Source organism: Flammeovirga yaeyamensis (assembly GCF_018736045.1).
GTDB lineage: Bacteria > Bacteroidota > Bacteroidia > Cytophagales > Flammeovirgaceae > Flammeovirga > Flammeovirga yaeyamensis.
The window spans coordinates 3,262,323-3,281,837 of sequence record NZ_CP076132.1; the positions used below are offsets into that span (position 1 = coordinate 3,262,323).

12 protein-coding genes are annotated in these 19,515 nt (G+C 33.4%); 8 read left to right on the forward strand and 4 right to left on the reverse strand.

Translation table 11 applies throughout. The annotated features are described in order from the left end of the window. Positions 1 to 8: 8 nt before the first annotated feature. A complete protein-coding gene (locus KMW28_RS12825) occupies positions 9 to 1,646 on the reverse strand; it encodes a toxin-antitoxin system YwqK family antitoxin (RefSeq protein ID WP_169663071.1) in 1,638 nt (545 codons plus the stop codon). Between the two features lie 127 nt (positions 1,647 to 1,773). Here KMW28_RS12825 and KMW28_RS12830 point away from each other — a divergent pair, with 127 nt between their 5' ends. The 7 genes from KMW28_RS12830 to KMW28_RS12860 all read left to right on the forward strand — a co-directional run bounded on the left by KMW28_RS12830 (position 1,774) and on the right by KMW28_RS12860 (position 14,236). Continuing rightward, positions 1,774 to 2,874 (forward strand): acyltransferase family protein, encoded by a 1,101-nt coding sequence (locus KMW28_RS12830; RefSeq protein ID WP_169663070.1) that lies wholly within the window; start codon positions 1,774 to 1,776, stop codon positions 2,872 to 2,874. A 283-nt stretch (positions 2,875 to 3,157) separates the two neighbouring features. Beyond that, entirely contained in the window at positions 3,158 to 4,747 is a 1,590-nt protein-coding gene (locus KMW28_RS12835) for a BCCT family transporter (protein WP_169663069.1), read from the forward strand. Positions 4,748 to 4,896: 149 nt separating this feature from the next. Then, positions 4,897 to 6,054: a hypothetical protein gene (locus tag KMW28_RS12840; protein WP_169663068.1), complete on the forward strand. Its 1,158-nt coding sequence runs from the start codon at positions 4,897 to 4,899 to the stop codon at positions 6,052 to 6,054. A 347-nt stretch (positions 6,055 to 6,401) separates the two neighbouring features. Further along, positions 6,402 to 9,215 (forward strand): hypothetical protein, encoded by a 2,814-nt coding sequence (locus tag KMW28_RS12845; RefSeq protein WP_169663067.1) that lies wholly within the window; start codon positions 6,402 to 6,404, stop codon positions 9,213 to 9,215. Beyond that, positions 9,215 to 10,990, forward strand: coding sequence for a hypothetical protein (locus tag KMW28_RS12850; protein WP_169663066.1), 1,776 nt, complete (start codon positions 9,215 to 9,217; stop codon positions 10,988 to 10,990). Before KMW28_RS12845 ends, KMW28_RS12850 begins: the two co-directional genes overlap by 1 nt. A gap of 17 nt (positions 10,991 to 11,007) precedes the next feature. Continuing rightward, complete coding sequence (locus KMW28_RS12855; protein WP_169663065.1) at positions 11,008 to 12,780, forward strand: hypothetical protein; 1,773 nt, start codon at positions 11,008 to 11,010, stop codon at positions 12,778 to 12,780. 16 nt (positions 12,781 to 12,796) lie between these two features. Further along, positions 12,797 to 14,236 carry an ATP-binding protein gene (locus KMW28_RS12860; protein ID WP_169663064.1) on the forward strand — a complete coding sequence of 480 codons (1,440 nt, stop codon included), beginning with the start codon at positions 12,797 to 12,799 and terminating at the stop codon, positions 14,234 to 14,236. A gap of 90 nt (positions 14,237 to 14,326) precedes the next feature. On the opposite strand, the gene KMW28_RS12865 is transcribed toward KMW28_RS12860, so the two are convergent. Continuing rightward, positions 14,327 to 14,986 (reverse strand): methyltransferase domain-containing protein, encoded by a 660-nt coding sequence (locus KMW28_RS12865; protein ID WP_169663063.1) that lies wholly within the window; start codon positions 14,984 to 14,986, stop codon positions 14,327 to 14,329. Position 14,987: 1 nt separating this feature from the next. On the opposite strand from KMW28_RS12865, the gene KMW28_RS12870 reads away from it, so the two are divergent. Next, complete coding sequence (locus KMW28_RS12870; protein ID WP_169663062.1) at positions 14,988 to 16,133, forward strand: HNH endonuclease domain-containing protein; 1,146 nt, start codon at positions 14,988 to 14,990, stop codon at positions 16,131 to 16,133. Here KMW28_RS12870 and KMW28_RS12875 read toward each other — a convergent pair whose 3' ends face one another. Further along, positions 16,134 to 17,351, reverse strand: a complete 1,218-nt coding sequence (locus KMW28_RS12875) for an McrC family protein (protein ID WP_169663061.1) — start codon at positions 17,349 to 17,351, stop codon at positions 16,134 to 16,136. Between the two features lie 6 nt (positions 17,352 to 17,357). Further along, positions 17,358 to 19,493, reverse strand: a complete 2,136-nt coding sequence (locus KMW28_RS12880; RefSeq protein WP_183363871.1) for an AAA family ATPase — start codon at positions 19,491 to 19,493, stop codon at positions 17,358 to 17,360. Between the last annotated feature and the right edge of the window lie 22 nt (positions 19,494 to 19,515).

Genomic DNA, 19,515 nt, shown 5'->3' on the forward strand with positions numbered 1-19,515 from the left:
CCGTACTTTTAAAAAGTTGGAGCAACGCTTTGAATATGATGTAAGTTTTGTTGATGCATCATTTGTTGGTGCATGAAATTATTATGCCACATCATCTGTTGGTGCATCATCCAATCCGCATTATTATTGATAAACCAGAATTGTCCTCCGATCAACAATTCAAAAGGTACGATGACCACTAATGGGGAATCTATTTTTTTGTCTTTTGGTCGTAATTTCAACTTCTTACCTCCTCCATTTAATACATGGGCTTTGATGAATTCGTCTACTTTTACATCAAATTTATCGTTGACTTCATTCAAAAGCTGATACTCCTTTACATAACCTTCGGTATCTATTTTCATGCGGACCAATAATGGTTTGTAAACATCATGGAAAACAAAGAATTGATCTTTTATGTGGCTTTGAAAAAGCCTGTTTATCTTTTTCAGTTTGAAAGGATTTCCAGATTGAACAAAATAAGATTTCAATTGTCCATGGTCGTTGAAAGTAATGGATGTTGGAACACCATTATCTAGCGTAATAAACTTCTTGAGGTTATCAAAAGGATCATAGAAATCGAACGTTCCCGTTTTCTGATCTCCTTGTCCAAAATTGAAAACACACTCAGTATATTCAGCACCATATTCAGGTTTTACTTTTTCATTTCTATAAGAATACACTAAAAGGCCATCTTTATATACTTCTCCCTGCTTCACTTCTCCATCTTCAATTGTCTTTTTAATGGCCAATTTCCCATTGTAATACATGGTATAGTTACCATGTAGCTCATTCATTTTGGTATTCTTAAAGTCGACTTCATATATTAATTCATCATACAAATTAAAGTACTGCTTTGTATAATAGTCTTGATAAATACCTTTAATTTTTGTGTAATACTTTGCTTTTGATGTATCTCTCGTTTCTATAAAAAACTTATTTAAATAAGTCTTTTCATCTTTACTGAACTTAGAAGTTATCTTTGCAATATTGATTAATCCTGCAATGGATTGATCATTTAATTCGAGATTCTTTTCGTATTCGAATCCTAAAAAAGCAAAGTAATTTACCGCACCTGTTTCCATGGTTTTTCCTTGAGTGATAACATTATCATACTTCGAGAAAAAATGCTCAATCATTGGTTCGATACTTTTTTTATTTGGGTTAATCTCTTCCCAAGTTTCCTCATCATACTTCTTTGCAATATAGGTCTGATGCATCACCGAACCGTTAAAGTTCATGTTATATACCTTTGCAAAGACTGTACTATCGAACTCTGCAATAAATTGTACAAAAGACTCACGGTTTCGAGTTCTACCTCTGAAATGAATATTTTGTGCAACAAAAAAGGAATCCTGCCCTACTGTCACTGCAGAATATCTGCTTGGATAAATGGCTTCAGAAATACCATCAGCTGACTTTTTAGAAAGTTTAGCCACGGAGAATTTTGTTAGGGTTTTACTTGGATTACCCTCTTTGTCATAGACCTTTCCAGGTAAGAATTCTCCTAAATTTTTAGACACCGATGCCGAAGAAGAAAAAGAAAGTGGATCATAATACCCATGAATAGGCTGTCCGTATAAATCAAATTGAAGCCCGATTGGCGTTTGTGCATTAGCAGTAAGTCCTACCAATAAAAATAGAACTAAATAGAGTAGTCGTTTCATGTTTGCTTGATACATTATTAAAAAAGTAATTCAAATATAAAGAAGTTCTTCGATAATCAATAATTCCACCTCTCCTATCAGATTTATGATTACCTTAGTGGTTAGATAACAAGATATTAAAGTAAATATGAAACCGACTAACTACTTAACTTCTCTCACTCCTCTAAGAGGAATAGCAGCTTTATGGGTTATTATTTTCCATATTGATGTAAGCACTTACTACCGTGATCTTGGCAGTTTATTCGATCGCTCTTCTACAGGTATTTTCTCTAAAGGATACTTATGGGTGGATTTCTTCTTTTTGTTAAGCGGATTCATCATCTACCATGTCTATGGACAGGAGTTTAAAGAAGGCTTCTCATTTCTTAAGATGAAACGCTTTTTATGGACGCGTTTTAATCGATTATACCCTCTCCATTTATTTACTTTAATGGTGACCATTATTGGTGCATTGGTCTTTGGTCAACTTTATCCTCAATTGATTGATGGAAGCTGGGAACTCTATTTCTCTCCCAAGGCCTTACTTCCCGAATTCACCATGATGAATGCCATGAACTTCTATCATTTCTTATCATGGAATATGCCGTCGTGGTCTATTGGAGCAGAGTTTTGGACCTACTTCATCACCATCTTTATTCTCGGAGCATTGGGAAAACAAAATGAAGTAGGATGGATAATCTCTTCTGTTGTATCATTTAGTCTTTTGGTGATGTTAGTTCATTTCCATCCCAACCATAATTTAGACATCACTTGGGATTTTGGTTGGGTGAGGTGCCTATTTCAATTTATCTTAGGAGTCAATATCTATCAATTATTTGATAAAAAAATCGGAGCTTCATTTCTATCAAAAGACATTGTTTTTATAGTATTGATGGTGAGCATTGGCATTGGTTTTCACTTTATGTGGAATGATTTGATATTCGTTCCTTTATTTGCTTTACTCTTACTTGCAACAGCCTACAACAACAATAAAGTAAGCGCTTTGTTAGAATCTCCATCCCTAAAATTCTTAGGTGATATCTCCTACTCACTTTATCTGATGCACGGGTTAGTCTTCTTCTTTTTCTGGTTTCAGTTTCCGATATGGAAAGCGCAATTCGGTTGGGAGACTTTACCCCAATGGATGCATCTTCTGTATATGATCACTTTCATCGGGATCACCATCTTGATATCGAATTGGAGTTATAAATATATAGAGGTAAAAGGCAGAAAGTGGCTCAGAAAATAAGCGAGTTCACTTCTGATCCTTATTAATAGCACATCTCTACGATATTATTGTACTATCATCTTAACAATCCCTATTCAATTCGTTATCCAAGGAATAATCAGTAATTTTGTGAAGTAATCAATTTGATATTTTGATTTGCATCTTTTCTAGTCCACGTGAATTGTGACATCTAACTTTGAGCTCCCCCCGAGTTTGGTTAGCTTCCCTCCAATTTCCCTCTGTTCGCTTAGAACATCTCAATATCCTAAGGACATCAGTTTCTTAGTCACTTAAAAATAGAAGTATGAGTCGCCACGTTCGTAGTGATCAAAAAACCTTTTGGGGCATTAAAGCAAATGCCACCGTTTCCCTTACATCCATATTTATCATTTTAGTACTTGTTGTAAGTACACTCGTCGTCGGAGAACCAATGAAAACGTGGTTCGCCGAAACACAAAATGCAGTAGCCAATAATGTCGGATGGCTATTTATTTTACTATTAAACTGCATGCTTTTCTTTGCATTATTCTTAGGCTTTGGTAAGTACGGAAAAATAAAGATTGGCGGACAAGATGCAAAACCAGAGTTCTCTCAAACGGCATGGTTTGCCATGTTATTCAGTGCCGGTATGGGTATCGGTTTACTTTTTTATTCAGTTGCAGAACCTATCTTTCACTTCAATAGTAATCCATTCTTGAAAGAGGGTGGAGCACCTGCAATGGCAGCTGAAAAAGCAATGGGGATTACCTTTTTACACTGGGGAGTACATGCTTGGGCATTATATGCGGTAGTAGGATTAGCATTGGCCTTCTTTACTTTCAATTTAAAATTACCACTCACCATCCGCTCTATTTTCTTTCCCTTATTAGGTAAAAGAGTCTATGGCTTGATGGGAGATATCATTGATATTATTGCAGTAATCGCCACCTTATTTGGTCTAGCTACCTCATTAGGTTTAGGAGTACAACAAGTCAATGCTGGACTTACCTATCTCTTTGGTATTGAAACTTCTAACTCGGTAGAACTGATCCTTATTGTCATCATCACTGGATTTGCTACGCTATCTCTGGTATTAGGGCTTGATAAAGGAATTAGAATGTTAAGTGAATGGAATATTCGTTTAGCATTAGGGTTAATGATTATAGTATTATGCGTTGGACCTACCCTTTTCATTTTAAAGTCATTCGTACAAAATATTGGTTACTACATTTATGAATTTTTCGAGTTAAGTTTTTGGACCAACTCTTACAAAGGTGTAGTAGTCGATGATAAGAATTGGCAGAACTCATGGACGGTATTCTACTGGGCTTGGTGGATTTCATGGTCGCCATTTGTGGGTATTTTTATCGCTCGTATTTCTAAAGGTCGTACCATCAAAGAGTTTATTTTAGGTGTTTTAATTGTTCCACCATTATTGACTTTCTTATGGCTGTCCGTATTTGGAGGTAGTGCTTTATATCAAGAATTAACGGGGAATCATAATATTACAGAAGCGGTAAATAATAACGTAGCCACGGCTATATTTTATCTACTAGAACAATACCCTTTTACGACATTCACTTCTATCCTAACGGTTATTTTGGTGACGAGTTTCTTTGTTACCTCATCAGACTCTGGTTCCTTCGTAGTAGATACGTTAACCTCTGGAGGAAGACACGATGCACCTGTTGGACAAAAAATATTCTGGGCCTCTATGGAAGGCTTGATTGCTGGAGTTTTATTGATGGGCGGAGGCTTAATTGCTTTACAAACCGCTTCCATCCTCACCGGGTTACCATTTGCCATAATCATAATTATTATGTGTTTCTCCTTCTATAAAGCATTAAGTGATTATTACGACGAACACTTTAAATCGCACAGAGAAGTACACAGAAGGGAGAAAAAGAAAAAATAATTCCCGATATAAGGATGTATCATCATTCAATAAATCCCGTATCAAAAGCCCAGGAATTCATTCCTGGGTTATTGATATGAGAAAAAAATAGATAATTGATACAACCTCCCACACACTCATCAAATAATTTTCGCACGCATTATTCCATCATGAAAAAATATTTACTACTATCTTTCTTATTTCTCCTCTCATCCCCTTTATTTTCCCAAGACAAACCCGAATTTCATTTCGGAGGAGCGCTAAGGTTTAACTACAATTATTCCACTTGGAAAGAAGGACACCAACAAAGAGGTGGAGATTTCGGATACGATATGTTTTCACTACAACCCACATTGAAATATAAAGGCATCGGACTAAAAACCGATATTCGAATTTATTCTGAAGCCTTCGGAGGATATTTCATGAAATTCGGTTGGTTTGATTACAATTTCACCGACGAAAATCAGATTCAGTTAGGTTTAACACAAGTGCCTTTTGGTATCACCACCTTTAACTCACATAACTGGTTCTTCAGTTTAAATTATTATTTAGGTCTTGAAGATGATCATGATATGGGCGGTAAATTCACCCACTCAGGTGAGGGTTGGGAATACAGCATCGCCTTCTTCAAAAACGCAGAAGAACTTTCGTTCGGCAGCTACTCTGATGCATCAAATAGTCGTTATTCTTATGATGTCGGCTCCATAGACGAAAATGGAGATGGCACACTTCAATATCGAAATAAGGAAACGAATCAGTTTAACGTCAACCTTCTGAAAAAACTAAAAACCGGTGAGATGGCGCATAAACTGGGTATCTCCGTTATGTTTGGTGGATTATACAACCTCGATACCGAAAAAATGGGCAAGCATTATGCTGCCGCCCTACATTATGAATTCGATATCAAAAAATGGAATTTAAAAGCACAGGCTTCCTACTATAAAAAAGACGCCCATGCTCCCGATGGTGAAAGAAAGGATGTCGTAGCACTTACTGCTTACGGTGCTCCCTACCTTGTCGCCGCTGAGGCCATGACGTATACACTTGGCGTAAGTTTCACCCAACCCGTCGAATGGGGACCTGTCAGCTCCCTCATGTTCTACAACGACTTTGGATACATGGACAAAACAGAAGAAGCCTTCTACGACTCCTACCAAAACGTGACGGGCTGTATGATCACCGCCGGACCGATGTATATCTATGTCGATGGAGCTCTGGGAAAAAACCAGCCTTGGCTTGGGCCGAACTACAACACCGCTCTGGCCTATGGAGATGAAGATGCGGGCTGGCACATGCGCTTCAACATAAACTTTGGGCTGTATTTTTAGGGTCAAAGAAGAAGTGGTTTGAAAAGTAGGTCAAGGATGGGCGAATCGCATTCGCCCATAAGGCTTAATTAGAGATAAGCTTTTTTTATCATTCGGGGGATTATCATTTATAAAGGCTATTATCCTTTTTTGTTGTTATTGATCCTGAAGAGTTCTTTCATTTTATTTCTAAGTCTAGGAATAATAAAAGAAGAAAAGTCTGTAAATTGAGTATTGCATAAAAAAATATTTATAAATTTGAATTAAGTATATATCATTTGAAGTAAGTAAAATAATTATAGATTTTTTTTATTCTAAGATATACGAGCTAAAACTATTTTTTATTCTGACTAAAACAAACTCAATTTATGCTCGAGCAAAAATTAACTACGACTGAAAAAAAAGATAAATATTCCGGAACTGACCTTGAGGTAAATGACAAGGTTTTGGATAAATTTGATTTTGCCAATCAACAAAAAGAAAAACATAAAACTGTTGCAAACCATCTAATCATTGAGGGACAATGGTTTCATATTGTATTTAAACCAGGAGTTCACAGTTTTATTCAAAGACAATTAATTCCATATAAATTCGAAAATGGACAATATGTAGCTTCTTCAAAAAAATTAGATCTCTATCTTTTAATGATTAACATCACAAATGATGGAAGTTTATTTTATAAAGCCAAATTAGAAGGAGAAGATAATTATGTCTATTTAAAGAAAAATATTATAGATAATTGCATTAAAGGGCCTCATCCTATTGCAAGATTATCCATCTTATTAGAAGAAGTATTTGTACCTGCCTTTTTTTCTGATGAAACCACTTTAGTTGCCAAAAAAACAACCGCTTTTTCAAATGAAGGGACGGTTCTCGATCCAAAAATGGGAGAATATGCCTGTGAAATTAATGCCAATACTAAAGTGCATGTTTATGAAAAAATTGGTGATTATGCGGCTGTTAAATGTATAGGTGGTGATGTAGATGAAAATAAGAGCTATTTGATAAAATGGAATGACTTAGTATATGATCTTGTAGAGATGCCCCCTGACCCAAGCACAATAAGACATAATATTAAAAATTCAGATACCATAGAAAAAATTGTCACTAAGTATTATAAACCTCACGACGATTTTAACATTAACTATTTTATTAATGCTTTACTTTTTATTAATAATCCAAATCGAGTGAAGAAAGATAATCCTCTTGTAGGAATTTATCTTGAGGATGACTCTTATTGGCAAATCATTAAAGAAAAATTCAATTTACAAACAGGGTTAATAAACATCATTCCAGGGAGAGCCATATGGATTCCTTCTCAAGCATATATGGAGGGTATATATGATTTCTTACCAAATGTTGGTGACTTTGTAGAAGATTGGTTTAAGGATTTTGAAGATACTGGTGAAAAATTATTAGCTCAAATAAAAAAATATTGGGTAGATGGTATTGGGGTGAATATTTCTGCTTATGCAGGCGGTACTTTTGGGATACCTAGAATCGATAGAGATATAAAATGTACGGTCATCAGAAATGGAGATACTATAATTCTTAAAAAATACAATGCCACTGGAGTTGGAGCAGAAGTCGGAGTCGGAGCAGGTATTGAGTTTGGGTCTAAAAAATCAGCAATAAGTGGAGGGGCAACCGCGGGAATGGAGATGAGTATAATGGGACGTTTATATTCATTATTAGAGTTTAATATTCCTTTAGATGCAAAACAATTAATTCAATGGGTAAAAAATAAATCTTCTGATATTAATCCCTTCTATTTAATTATTCAAAAAGGTGTCCCAGGATTTTTAATTGACTTTTTAGATTCGTTCAAGGAAACAGAAGAAGTAGACCCTTTCTTGCGAAGAGCGGTTACTGGGATTTTAATTGAAGGTCAACTTGGAGCAAATGCAAAGTTAGGAGCGGTGGAAGCCAAGAAAAATGATAATTCTTATGCTGGCAGACAAAAAGGAAAAGATGCAGTAGCTTATGCGGATGATCAAACTATTAAAAAACTCACAGATAGTGATGTAGACTTTATTCGTGATAAAACTGGAGGTTTAATAGATAGAGATTTATTGAATAAAAGAGCTTCATTTTTTGGTAGAATTTTAGATAAAATCGGAATATCCTTGGGGCTATTTTTAAAATTAGGTTTTTCGATTTCAAAAGAGGATGTATATCACAAAGAAAGAAAGTCCAAAATAATTCTTACCGCAAATTTAGCAGGAGATTATAAAGTCCCTTTTTTTACCTCCGGTGCTATGAATAAAACTTTAGGCATAGAGTTAAATATTCAAGAAAAAGAAAATGGCGAATTTGATCTCTTCAAAGATGTTGCTATTTTTCTTCAAGATGGAGAAGTGGAATGGTATGATGGTAATAGTAGCCTTTATTACATTAATTTAAATAAAGATCTTTTTATAAAATTAGTGACACAATTCAAAAGTTTAGATGGCATTCTAGAATATGTTACTGGAATAAAAATGAATCCAGACTCCGTGACGAAGGAGGATATTTTAATGCCTACATTCTCTCGTTATCATATTAATTCTGATAAGTTAGTCAAAATGGCCTCTTTTCAGCTAGAAAAAAAATTAAGAGGAATAAACCTACAGAGAAAAAATAAACAGGTAATGAGCAAGGATTATAAAAGCTTCTTTCCTCGTTTCTCTGCCTATTTCGAAATTGACCACCAAAAAATGAAAGATGTAAAATTCTCCAATTTTTTAGTTAAAAATCTCACCGGTCATGATAAAGACGACATAATAAAACAGCTTTGGAATATTTTTATTATGGATCCCACTGCAAATCATGAGTTTCCCAAGGAGTTACTACAAAAGTTAGGTGAAACAGGTAGTGATAAAATATTAGATAGTCTAAAACAATCATTCAATCAATTTTTGCAACAAATAATTGAGAAAAATGCATGGCATTTTAGAGCCGAATTTAGTGTAATGGCAGCATTAGGATTTGATCTTGGCGCTGGAGTGAAAGGAGCAATAGATGCCAATGGAGAAGGGAAGTTAATATGGGAACCAAGTGAAAAGATTAAAACAAAAATAAATGATGAACTCATAGATTATTTAGAAAACATTAAAAATTCTAGTCAGCTATTACTCTTTAATGATGAAAATATTTATGAAACATTGATTCAAAATTTAACTACTGATCTAACTAAAAAATAATGAAAAATATATTCCTGTGTCTATTAATTTTATGTATTTACAGCTGTAAACCTTTAAATAATTCACACATTGATTATCAAAGCATTTTTGATAAACCCCAAAAGAAACACAACTTCCTTGTTCCCTACTTAGATACAGATTCTACTTATTGGATGGTAGACAGATATACTATGGAGAAAAAAGTATCCTTAGGTGATATTCCAATGTATATTAACGGTATTATTCCCGAATTAGGGTGGACATCAGTTTGTAATTCCTATAATAGCGGAAGAGATGGAGAATTTATATTTCTTTTGGTGTATGATAAAAATGGAAATAAAGTTGATTTTCTTTCGGTAAGCCTATGTTCAGAAATTGATGGGACCTCTAAATATTTTCTGGGTACTAAAGAAGATAATGGAAAATACAAAGAGGCGATATTTGATATAAAAACTCAAAAAAGATTAACTCCATGGTTTTATAAAAAATATAGAGGCGTTTCCTACTCTAATATTACGTACACTGGAAACGAACATTATTTTGTAAAGAAAAGGGACCAGACGCCATACAATGAGAAAATATCATTTTATTCATTTAATAGTAATACCCCAATTAATATCTACAATGATTCCTCTATTTGGTATACCAGTCTGGATTATGTAGATCACTTCATTAAAGATGGTCAAGCCACTTTTGAGTTTTCTGAAATCCAAAAAGACACAGAGGATTTTAGAAGCGATAAGCAAACTATAATCAAACGTTATAAAAATAATAAATATCAACATTCCTTTGTAGTCAATTATAAAGGCGAATGTATTGTCTGTAAGGATAACCAAATCGGGACGAAAAAAACAATAGTTAGTAGTCCATGGGACTCCACTTATATAACTATAAAAACAAATTCATATCATAACTTAGATAGCTTTTACACTCCTAAATCCTACCTTATTAACAATAATGGGGAGGTTATTTTTGAATCAGTACTTAAAGAAAACGGCACAATTATTTACCAATTAAATAATTTGTTCGAAGAAAATATTCTTAAATATGATACCTTCTATATTCCCAAAGGAGAACAACCTGAACTAAAAGAATACTTTAATAGAATTATTGATTTAGAAGGAAATGTATACAGAGAAAATGAATATGAATTTGATGATATAATTTCTCATCTTGAAAAAGATAAATTTAGCATAATGTTTCCTTTTAATAAAGAAACATATCGTCTCCTTAATAAAGATGAGCATTTACTCGAGTATTACGATAAGAAATTAAATCGTATCGAAAATATCCTTCCTGGATACATATTTGTTTACCCATCTACGATTGGTGGTATGACAAAAGCCTCTATTTTTGATGAGGAAAAACAAGAAAAAATCTACTTTCTAATTGATACTCTTGGAAACGAAATCATTCCTAAAGATCACAATCAAGGACAAGGTATGATGTCAGGTAGAGCATTCGAAAATGCTTTTGGATATGTGGTTCGGTCAGATAATGGGAGAACATGGTATAACTTTAAAGGGGAACAAATTACGCCAACCTCCGCCTTAATACCTGAACCTTACTATTATAAAAATTATCATGAACAAACGTCTCACTTTTTAGACTTGAACCAATATGTGAGGAATATTAAAGACAATCAAGGCATCTTTAAACTCATGACTACTAAATCCGGGGAAGCTTATAGGTTAAGATACTATATGGAACTGAGAGATGGGAAAGCATTCCATTATAAATCGGATAGTATTCTTACGGAAGTGGATAATAAATTTGAGCCTTTTAAGGCTTGGTAAAGATTTCAATTTTGGATATGAGATATATAATTATCACCTTCTTAATCGTCGCTATGGGTTGTGGTAAACAAAAAAATAATCTTGAATTCGATTATTCAAACATTTTCGATAAACCCCAAAAGAAACACAACTTCCTTGTTCCCTACTTAGATACTGATTCTACTTATTGGATGGTAGACAGATACACAATGGAGAAAAAAGTATCCTTTGGAGATATACCAATGTATATTAACGGTATTATTCCAGAATTGGGGTGGACATCAGTTTGTAATTCCTATAATAGCGGAAGAGATGGGGAATTTATTTTTCTTTTGGTGTATGATAAAAATGGGAATAAAGTTAATTTTCTTTCGGTAAGTCTGTGCTCGGAAATTGATGGAACCTCTAAATATTTTCTGGGTACAAAGGAAGATAATGGAAAATACAAAGAGGCAATATTTGATATTAAAACTCAAAAAAGATTGACTCCTTGGTTTTATAAAAAATATAGAGGCGTTTCCTACTCTAATATTAAGTACACAGGTAACGAACATTATCTTGTAGAGAAAAGTGATAAAACTCCATATAATGAAAGAATATCATTTTATTCATTCCATAGTGATAGCCCCATTAATGTCTACAATGATTCCTCTATTTGGTATACCGGTCCATTATATGTAGATCACTTCATTAAAGACGGTCAAGCCACTTTTGAGTTTTCTGAAATCCAAAAAGGCACAGACGACTTTAGAAGCGATAAGCCAACCATGATCAAGCGTTATAAAAATAATAACTATCAACATTCCTTCATAGTCAACTATAAGGGCGAATGTATTGTCTGTAAGGATGACCAAGTCGGGACGAAAAAAACAATAGTTAGTAGTCCATGGGACTCCACATATGTAACTATAAAAACTAACGCATATCATAACTTAGACAGCTTGTACACTCCTAAATCCTATCTTTTTAATAATAATGGGGAGGTCATTTTTGAATCCGTACTTAAAGAAAACCAGAAAGTTGTTTACCAAATAAATAATTTGTTCAAAGAAAATATTCTTAAATACGATACCTTCTATATTTCCAAAGGAGAACAACCTAAACTTAAAGAATACTTTAATAGAATTATTGATTTAGAAGGAAATGTTTACAGAGAGAATGAATATGATTTTGATGAAATAATTTCTCTTCTGGAAAAAGACAGATTTGATTTTCTGTACCCATTTAATAATGAAACATATTTTTTTCTTAATGAACAACATATATTCGAGTATTACGATAAGAAATTAAATCGTATTGAAAATATACTTCCTAAAAATATTTCCCCTGAACCTTTTCCATTTGGCGGTATGACAGAAGCCTCTATTTATGATGAGGATAAACAAGAAACAATCTACTTTCTAATTGATACCCTAGGATATGAAATCATCCCTAAAAACCACAATCAAGGAAAAGGTATGATGTCAGGTAGAGCATTCGAAAATGCTTTTGGATATGTGGTTCGGTCAGATAATGGGAGAACATGGTATAACTTTAAAGGGGAACAAATTACGCCAACCTCCGCCTTAATACCTGAACCTTACTATTATAAAAATTATCATGAACAAACGTCTCACTTTTTAGACTTGAACCAATATGTGAGGAATATTAAAGACAATCAAGGCATCTTTAAACTCATGACTACTAAATCAGGGGAAGCTTATAGGTTAAGATACTATATGGAACTGAGAGATGGGAAAGCATTCCATTATAAATCGGATAGTATTCTTACGGAAGTGGATAATAAATTTGAGCCTTTTAAGGCTTGGTAAAACTAATTAAGTAAAAATGCTAACATTACAATTAAACAAAACAGCACTTATTGAGCGTTGTGAAATTCTAAACGAGTGGTTGGAGAAATTTATTCAACAACAAATTAGCTCTAAAGAAAATGATATTATACCAAATAGGGATACATTTCATTTTCCTCCACTTATCGAAGACTCTAATTTAAAGGATCTCGTTGACAAATATGAACTCTCACAAGAAGAGGAATTACTTCTACTTTTTGCCTATATGTGGGAAGCCCATCCAGAACTTTTTGTCCCCTTTTTAGTCTTAACAAAAGAAGCGAATGGACGTGCTATTCTTGGTGGCACAAAAGATAAACATACCAATTTATTCGTTCCAACGCTGAGAACCTTTTTCAATATTTTTCTAAATTCTTCTGAAAGAGATCCATTCTTTTTAAAATTATCGTCTCCTGAATTTCCATTAATTAGAGATGGTGTGCTTAAGTTGGATAAAAATGGTAATGATGAACGGTTTTTACTTGACCAATCCATTAGGCTAACTACAAACTTTAGAAATTATTTATTGGGAGGAAACTATCCATCACTAGATCATGAAATTGATTTTCCTGCAAGACTTTATCAATCAAAATTATCATATGATGATGTAATATTATCTCAGGAAACATTAGACGAATTAAAAGTATTAGAAAGAATACTTGAAGTAAAACCAAAATTAAAAAACCTCCCTGATATTCAAAAAAGGGTGAATACGAACCATATCATTGTCTTTTCAGGCCCTCCAGGTACAGGTAAATCACTTACCGCAACAACATTAGGGAACAAGTACAATATGGATACTTATGTATTAGATTTATCTAGAGTATTATCTCGTTATGTAGGCGACTTTGAAAAAGCGATGGAAAAAGTATTCCTTCGATTGGAAAATCAAAATTGTATTTTATTTATCGATGAAGCAGACTCCATCTTCACAAAAAGAAATGAAGATGTCAAAGAAGCTAAGGATAAATATTCTAATCAAGAAATGTCTTATTTACTTCAACGATTAGAAAAATTTGACGGAATAGTCATTTTAGCAAGCAATGTGAAAGATATTAGAAGTCATGTCGACAAAGCAATGATGAGAAGAATATCCCACATTATGGAATTCCCATTCCCTTTAGAATCGGAGAGAAAAATATTATGGGAAAAAGCTTTACCTCCAGGATTCAACTATGATGAAAATGTTTTAGAAACCGTTTCTAGAAATTATCAACTATCTGGAGCAAATATCGCTTCAGTAATATCTAATACACTATTAGAGGCAATACATAAAGACACTAATTGCATCACCCTAGAATTAATTAAGCCTATTATTCAAAGAGAATTTTATAAAAGAGATTCTAGGTTTATGGAATGTCCTGATAATTCACCAGGAGCAATACTTATGGAACAACGTCTAGGAAGAGATGCGGTTCATAATGGTAGAAGAATGTAATTAAAATGAGGGCGAACATAATTCGCCCTCTTGCATTTCTCAGCTTGTCTCTAATTTTATAGCTATTCTAAACCTATCATTCACACTATTTCAAACTAAATTTGTATTTATTCTAGGAATAAAACATTGACTTCTCTCCTCTCCCAAGACCTCCTTCAAAAGCTCAATCGCCTTTCCTGTCCGAGCATTCACCGACTCCTTCTTCTTATATTGCACTTTGTTATTTTCCCATACCGCAGCTACACTTATCGTCTCCGTTATCAACCATGGATCGGATGGCTTAGTGTATTCGTAAATTTCGCAGTGTTTTGTCTTCATTAAAGAAGGAAAGGGCAATATCACATTACATTGATACGTTGGCTTCTTGTAGATCGCATGTATTCGAATCCCTTCTTTTACTAAATCTCTTCTTACGGTAAAATAAGCTTTACCTCCTTGCTTTAATAACATAGAAACCTCTGCCAAGACTTTGGATTGATCAGTCTTTTCTAAAACATTTAAAACATAATGACAAATGATTGTTTCATATTTCTTGATTGGAAAAACAGGTGAAAAATGAGGGTCATATTGATCCACTTTCAAACCTTTATCATTCAACTCTTGAGTATCTTTTCCATGCCCTGCTCCAAAGTCAAGGACATCTCCTATTAAAAATCCTTTTTCTAATAAAAAACGTGAGGGAAAAGAGATACTTTTACGATGAATAGCCGTAAGTTCGGGATAATGTTTAACTGTTGTATTTTCTAGCATAATGAATCGTTTGAGTAGTAATAGTAATGAGGCTTTCCAACTGATCAGCCATATTTTACAGAAAGATAGTAAATCTTCGTCTTACAAATTAGCTTTACTCAGAGGAATAATAGAAATACTCACTGAAAATCAAGCCTTAGTCTATGAAAAAGAAGATTACTGTTATATTCCTTTAGGTCCACTTACAGAAAAATGGTTATTCTATTATTTTCCTTTTGTCTATCATGAGGTACATCAAAACTCAGGAAAACCCATTGTCTTCTATCAATCCTTAAAAGAATTACAACAATGTTATAAAGGGGAATTGTTAGACATTGAAAAAAATATCCTTAGAGACATCAAAAATGGCTTCCAAAATCCAAACAAAAGACAAAAATACCACACTTGTATTCATGAAATAGCTCAATGTATTTACAAAAACCCTATGAGATATACATTGAATCAGTATTTCAAAGGTGAATATCAATTTTATCAAAAAAGAAAATCTATTCCATCTTTAAAAAAATTAAATGTGAATCAAGAATTTTTTAGAAATGACATTCATATTCATTTAGGTTATATCGCTTTTAGAGCAGAAGTCAGACATGGATTAGAACTTTTCGGTTCATTCCTAATTGGAGAAAATTCAATAATCAATAACTGGGCAGACTTAACACTTAATTTCAAGAAAAATAAAACACTGCCTTTCGATAAAAATGAGATCGTTGAGTTTCTCTATCGCTCCAATAATATTAGAAGTGTTAACCCTCCAAGAAGTTATTATGAAAATGTCCAAAGCAAAGGAAAACTATTCTGTTTGTGGACTCTCAAACCTCTAAAAGGAAATTTTGAAACCGACCATATCATCCCATGGTCATTTTGGAAAAACAATGATATATGGAACCTTATCCCCTCTCAGAAAGATATCAATAACAACAAAAGAGCTAAAATCCCTACTGTAAAATTACTCCTCTCCCGAAAAGAAGAACTTATCAATATTTGGCAACAAACTCATACTGAATACAAAGAGCAATTTGAAAGAGAAATAGCGCTTACATTGAATATTCCTAAGCAAGACTTTTCTTATGAGAAAATCTTTGAGACGTTGATTGAAAAAGTAAAGTATTTGATTGATGAGTTGGGTATGGAGGAATGGAAAGGAAAATAATTACGACAAACAAAACTCCCTAACTCTCTCAACCACCCCACCAACAAACTTCCCCAAATCCTCATCCACACCAATCTGCAACACCCCACATTCGACATCATTTTCCCACTTGTAATGCCCTTTATTCACTCCCAATAAACCAGGATAAATCAAAGCCACTTTCTCTGCATCAAAAAACTGGCTGTAGGCAAACATCTGACGAAGATCTGATGGATTGGGTGTATTGGATTGAATATGCTTCCATTTGGTGTCCAACACTATTTTTTGATTGTTCTCTTTATGCTCCATCAAAATATCTGGTCGCATATAAGAACGGCCTCTATCTTTTCCAACCCAAAATAATTTAGACGTTTGCCCCTTTATCTTATAATCAGTTAATTTCCTCTGTAAACTGATCAATACAAATCGCTCCCATAGTGCATTCATATCAAACATTAAGGCCAATACATCATTTCCCCCTTTGGTAAGATCGGGATGATAATTTAGTAATAGCAATCGGGCAATATCCAACGCTTTTTCATAAGGCTTCAACTTTCTGTTTAGGGCAATTTTATCGAAAGTATCATGACTTACCTTTAAATCTTTCATCTCTGGGAATGAAAATAAAGTGGCTCTAACATTAAGAGCAGGATTGTTATTGAGTTGATACACCAACTGCAAAGCCTTATACAATATCTGATGCACCTCATGTTGTTGGTCATAAACAGTATGACTCACATAAAATCGTTCTTTATGGATGATGTTTTTTTGAAGGTGTTTCGACATCATCAACTTTCCTTTTAATGCCTTTTGATTGTTTTCTGATGTTCGATATTTTTTCACCAATCCGGTACGCACCAAGTAATTGATTTCTTTGATGTACATCTCGAAATAAAGGTCTAAAAGGTAATTCCTTTTGATACTCAAATCAGCTGATGATGGTGAAGAGACACGAAATGCTCCTACAGTTTTGAGCATGCCAATGAGTACCTTACGCCAACGGTCAAAATTATTGTCCTTATCCGCTTTTGGAAGTACCTCAATAACGATATCATCTACATTGATCACCCCAACATATTCTGTTGCTTTAATACCTTTATTGACCAACGCAAAATAAGGTGTACCATTGCCATAGTAGTTTTCTAAAGCCTCCAAGTGATGCTGTGTAAACTTCACTCCATTCACCTCATTACCTAACCGAAGTGTCTGATGTTCATACAAAGAAAAAATGGTTTGCATCAGTGCTTATCTTTTGATTAATAAATCGATGGCTGTACTAAATTCCCCCGCATCCATCTTCAATGGATCCTTTAGTTCATAAACCTTTTGATTAGAATAATCGGGTTTATCTGCATCATCAATTTCAGCAAAAATGTCTTCCTCCACATTATCAATTGGTTCGAAGAAACCCTGTCCTAACACCAATGCAATTTTCAAATAATCCCCATAAAAATATTCTTGAAGAAGAGGAATAATCTCCTTCGCAAAAGCTTGTTTTAAATCGGATTCGCTCTTCACATTCAAAAAGTAACTATGTCCTATCTGATGGTCACGATCCAACAAGACTTTTATGCGTTTGTTGATCGTTTTTAAAATAATTCGAAGATCATAGCCATCAGGTTGCTCTTTTAATAATTCCGGTTTAGGCATCATTTCCTCAAACACAAATCGTCTACGAAGTGCAGTATCTAAAGCTTCCACAGATCGATCGGCCGTATTCATTGTCCCGATAATATGAAGATTGTTCGGTACCCCAAACGACTCTTTACTGTAAGGTAATTTTACCTTTAATTCCTCCTCATTACCCAAACGTTTGCTTTCTTCTAATAAGGTAATGAGTTCACCAAAGATGGCAGAGACATTACCTCGATTGATTTCGTCTATGATGAGGACGTGTTTTTTGGGTTCTAATTTTTCTCTCTTAGCAAATGTATCTTTTAAAACATCAATTTTAACATCTGCTTTTTTAAACTTATAAATAGTTTGTTGTGAAATATTTTTAGTGATAAATCTGGATGGATCTATATTTAAATCTGTGGCTAACCAATCTACTTTTCTAAAATGAAAATGATCAATATCTGTTGAATCATCATAGTAATAATCACTAGAAATTACACCAATTGCATCGATAATAAAGTTACCCAAAGTGACAATTACAATGTCTCCTATTTTCATATTCAAAAATCTGAATGCTGCATTAGCATGAAATTTTGAATTGTCTAAGGTTTCCCGTCTTTTCTCTTCAAATGTTGCTTTAAATGTAGTCCAATCTTTTATTTGTGAAAATTCATTTAAAGAAACAGATCCACCATACCCTAAGCTAATTGTCCCATTTTCTATGTTCCAATCATGCATTTCTTTTCGGTGTTTACCACCAATTGACATTTTATAATAATCTACATTATCAAAATCAATTTGGTTATTATTCTTAATCTCAATCTTTTTAGCTGAAGAACATACTCTTTTGAATATTCCATCTTCAACATCATAATATACTTGATCGTCGTTGTTTACTTTCGGTTTTATGCCTTCTACAAAGTCTTCATAACTCATACTTTGATGAAAAGTAGTAAAGACAATTTGAGAATTATCTACTAAATCATTAAACCTTTGTTTAGCCTCTCCATTTTCTCTTTCTAATTCTGTTGGTGCTTTTCCTTCAATTATTTCTAGTGCTTTATTTATAGTGTTGTAAGTTTTTCCGGTACCTGGAGGGCCGAATAAAATTTGATTAAGATGTTGTTTGTCCACTTTATTATAAGAATTCATTATTTCAGAACTTTCTTCAATTACTAATCTAGTATCATATAAATCCCATAGTTTTTGAGAAAAGGAATAAAATTCCTCATGATCTTGTTTTAATGACATTAGAAATTTATAGGCATTAGCAAACGAAAATTTCCCTTCATATCCTTTTTCATTAATGATAAACTTTATTGCTTCTTCTTTGAAAAAATTGGGTATGTTATAATTACTATATAAATGAGCAATTTTCCATTTATATGCATTACCTATATCTATATTTTCAATTTTTTCAAGATCATTACTAATTGCATATTTTGCTATCCCAATTATTAAATTTTTGACTTTTATAAATGCTTCATCTTTTGTATTTCCATATTTATCCACCCATGAATAAACCCCATCAGTTTTTCGATAACCAGTTACTTCATTTTCTAAATTATTTCTTTTAAAAATACCGAATTTATATGATGATCCACCCCATATGCTACCTACTTCAGATGTAATTGCTTCTAACCAATAACAGAAAGAGTTTTTTTCTAAGTTTGTATATTCTTCAATTTTTAAATTTTCTAATCTATTTATTGGCCACTCTTTCAAAAAGTCTTCTTTTAATTTTCGACGTATTTGTAAATCCATGTGTTTATTTTGAATTAAATTA

Coding starts and splice junctions, on each gene's coding strand:
- KMW28_RS12855 (WP_169663065.1), top strand. CDS start 11,008: ATGAGATATATAATTATCACCTTCTTAATCGTCGCTATGGGTTGTGGT.
- KMW28_RS12845 (WP_169663067.1), top strand. CDS start 6,402: ATGCTCGAGCAAAAATTAACTACGACTGAAAAAAAAGATAAATATTCC.
- KMW28_RS12850 (WP_169663066.1), top strand. CDS start 9,215: ATGAAAAATATATTCCTGTGTCTATTAATTTTATGTATTTACAGCTGT.
- KMW28_RS12875 (WP_169663061.1), bottom strand. CDS start 17,351: ATGCAAACCATTTTTTCTTTGTATGAACATCAGACACTTCGGTTAGGT.
- KMW28_RS12825 (WP_169663071.1), bottom strand. CDS start 1,646: ATGAAACGACTACTCTATTTAGTTCTATTTTTATTGGTAGGACTTACT.
- KMW28_RS12870 (WP_169663062.1), top strand. CDS start 14,988: ATGAATCGTTTGAGTAGTAATAGTAATGAGGCTTTCCAACTGATCAGC.
- KMW28_RS12835 (WP_169663069.1), top strand. CDS start 3,158: ATGAGTCGCCACGTTCGTAGTGATCAAAAAACCTTTTGGGGCATTAAA.
- KMW28_RS12860 (WP_169663064.1), top strand. CDS start 12,797: ATGCTAACATTACAATTAAACAAAACAGCACTTATTGAGCGTTGTGAA.
- KMW28_RS12880 (WP_183363871.1), bottom strand. CDS start 19,493: ATGGATTTACAAATACGTCGAAAATTAAAAGAAGACTTTTTGAAAGAG.
- KMW28_RS12865 (WP_169663063.1), bottom strand. CDS start 14,986: ATGCTAGAAAATACAACAGTTAAACATTATCCCGAACTTACGGCTATT.
- KMW28_RS12840 (WP_169663068.1), top strand. CDS start 4,897: ATGAAAAAATATTTACTACTATCTTTCTTATTTCTCCTCTCATCCCCT.
- KMW28_RS12830 (WP_169663070.1), top strand. CDS start 1,774: ATGAAACCGACTAACTACTTAACTTCTCTCACTCCTCTAAGAGGAATA.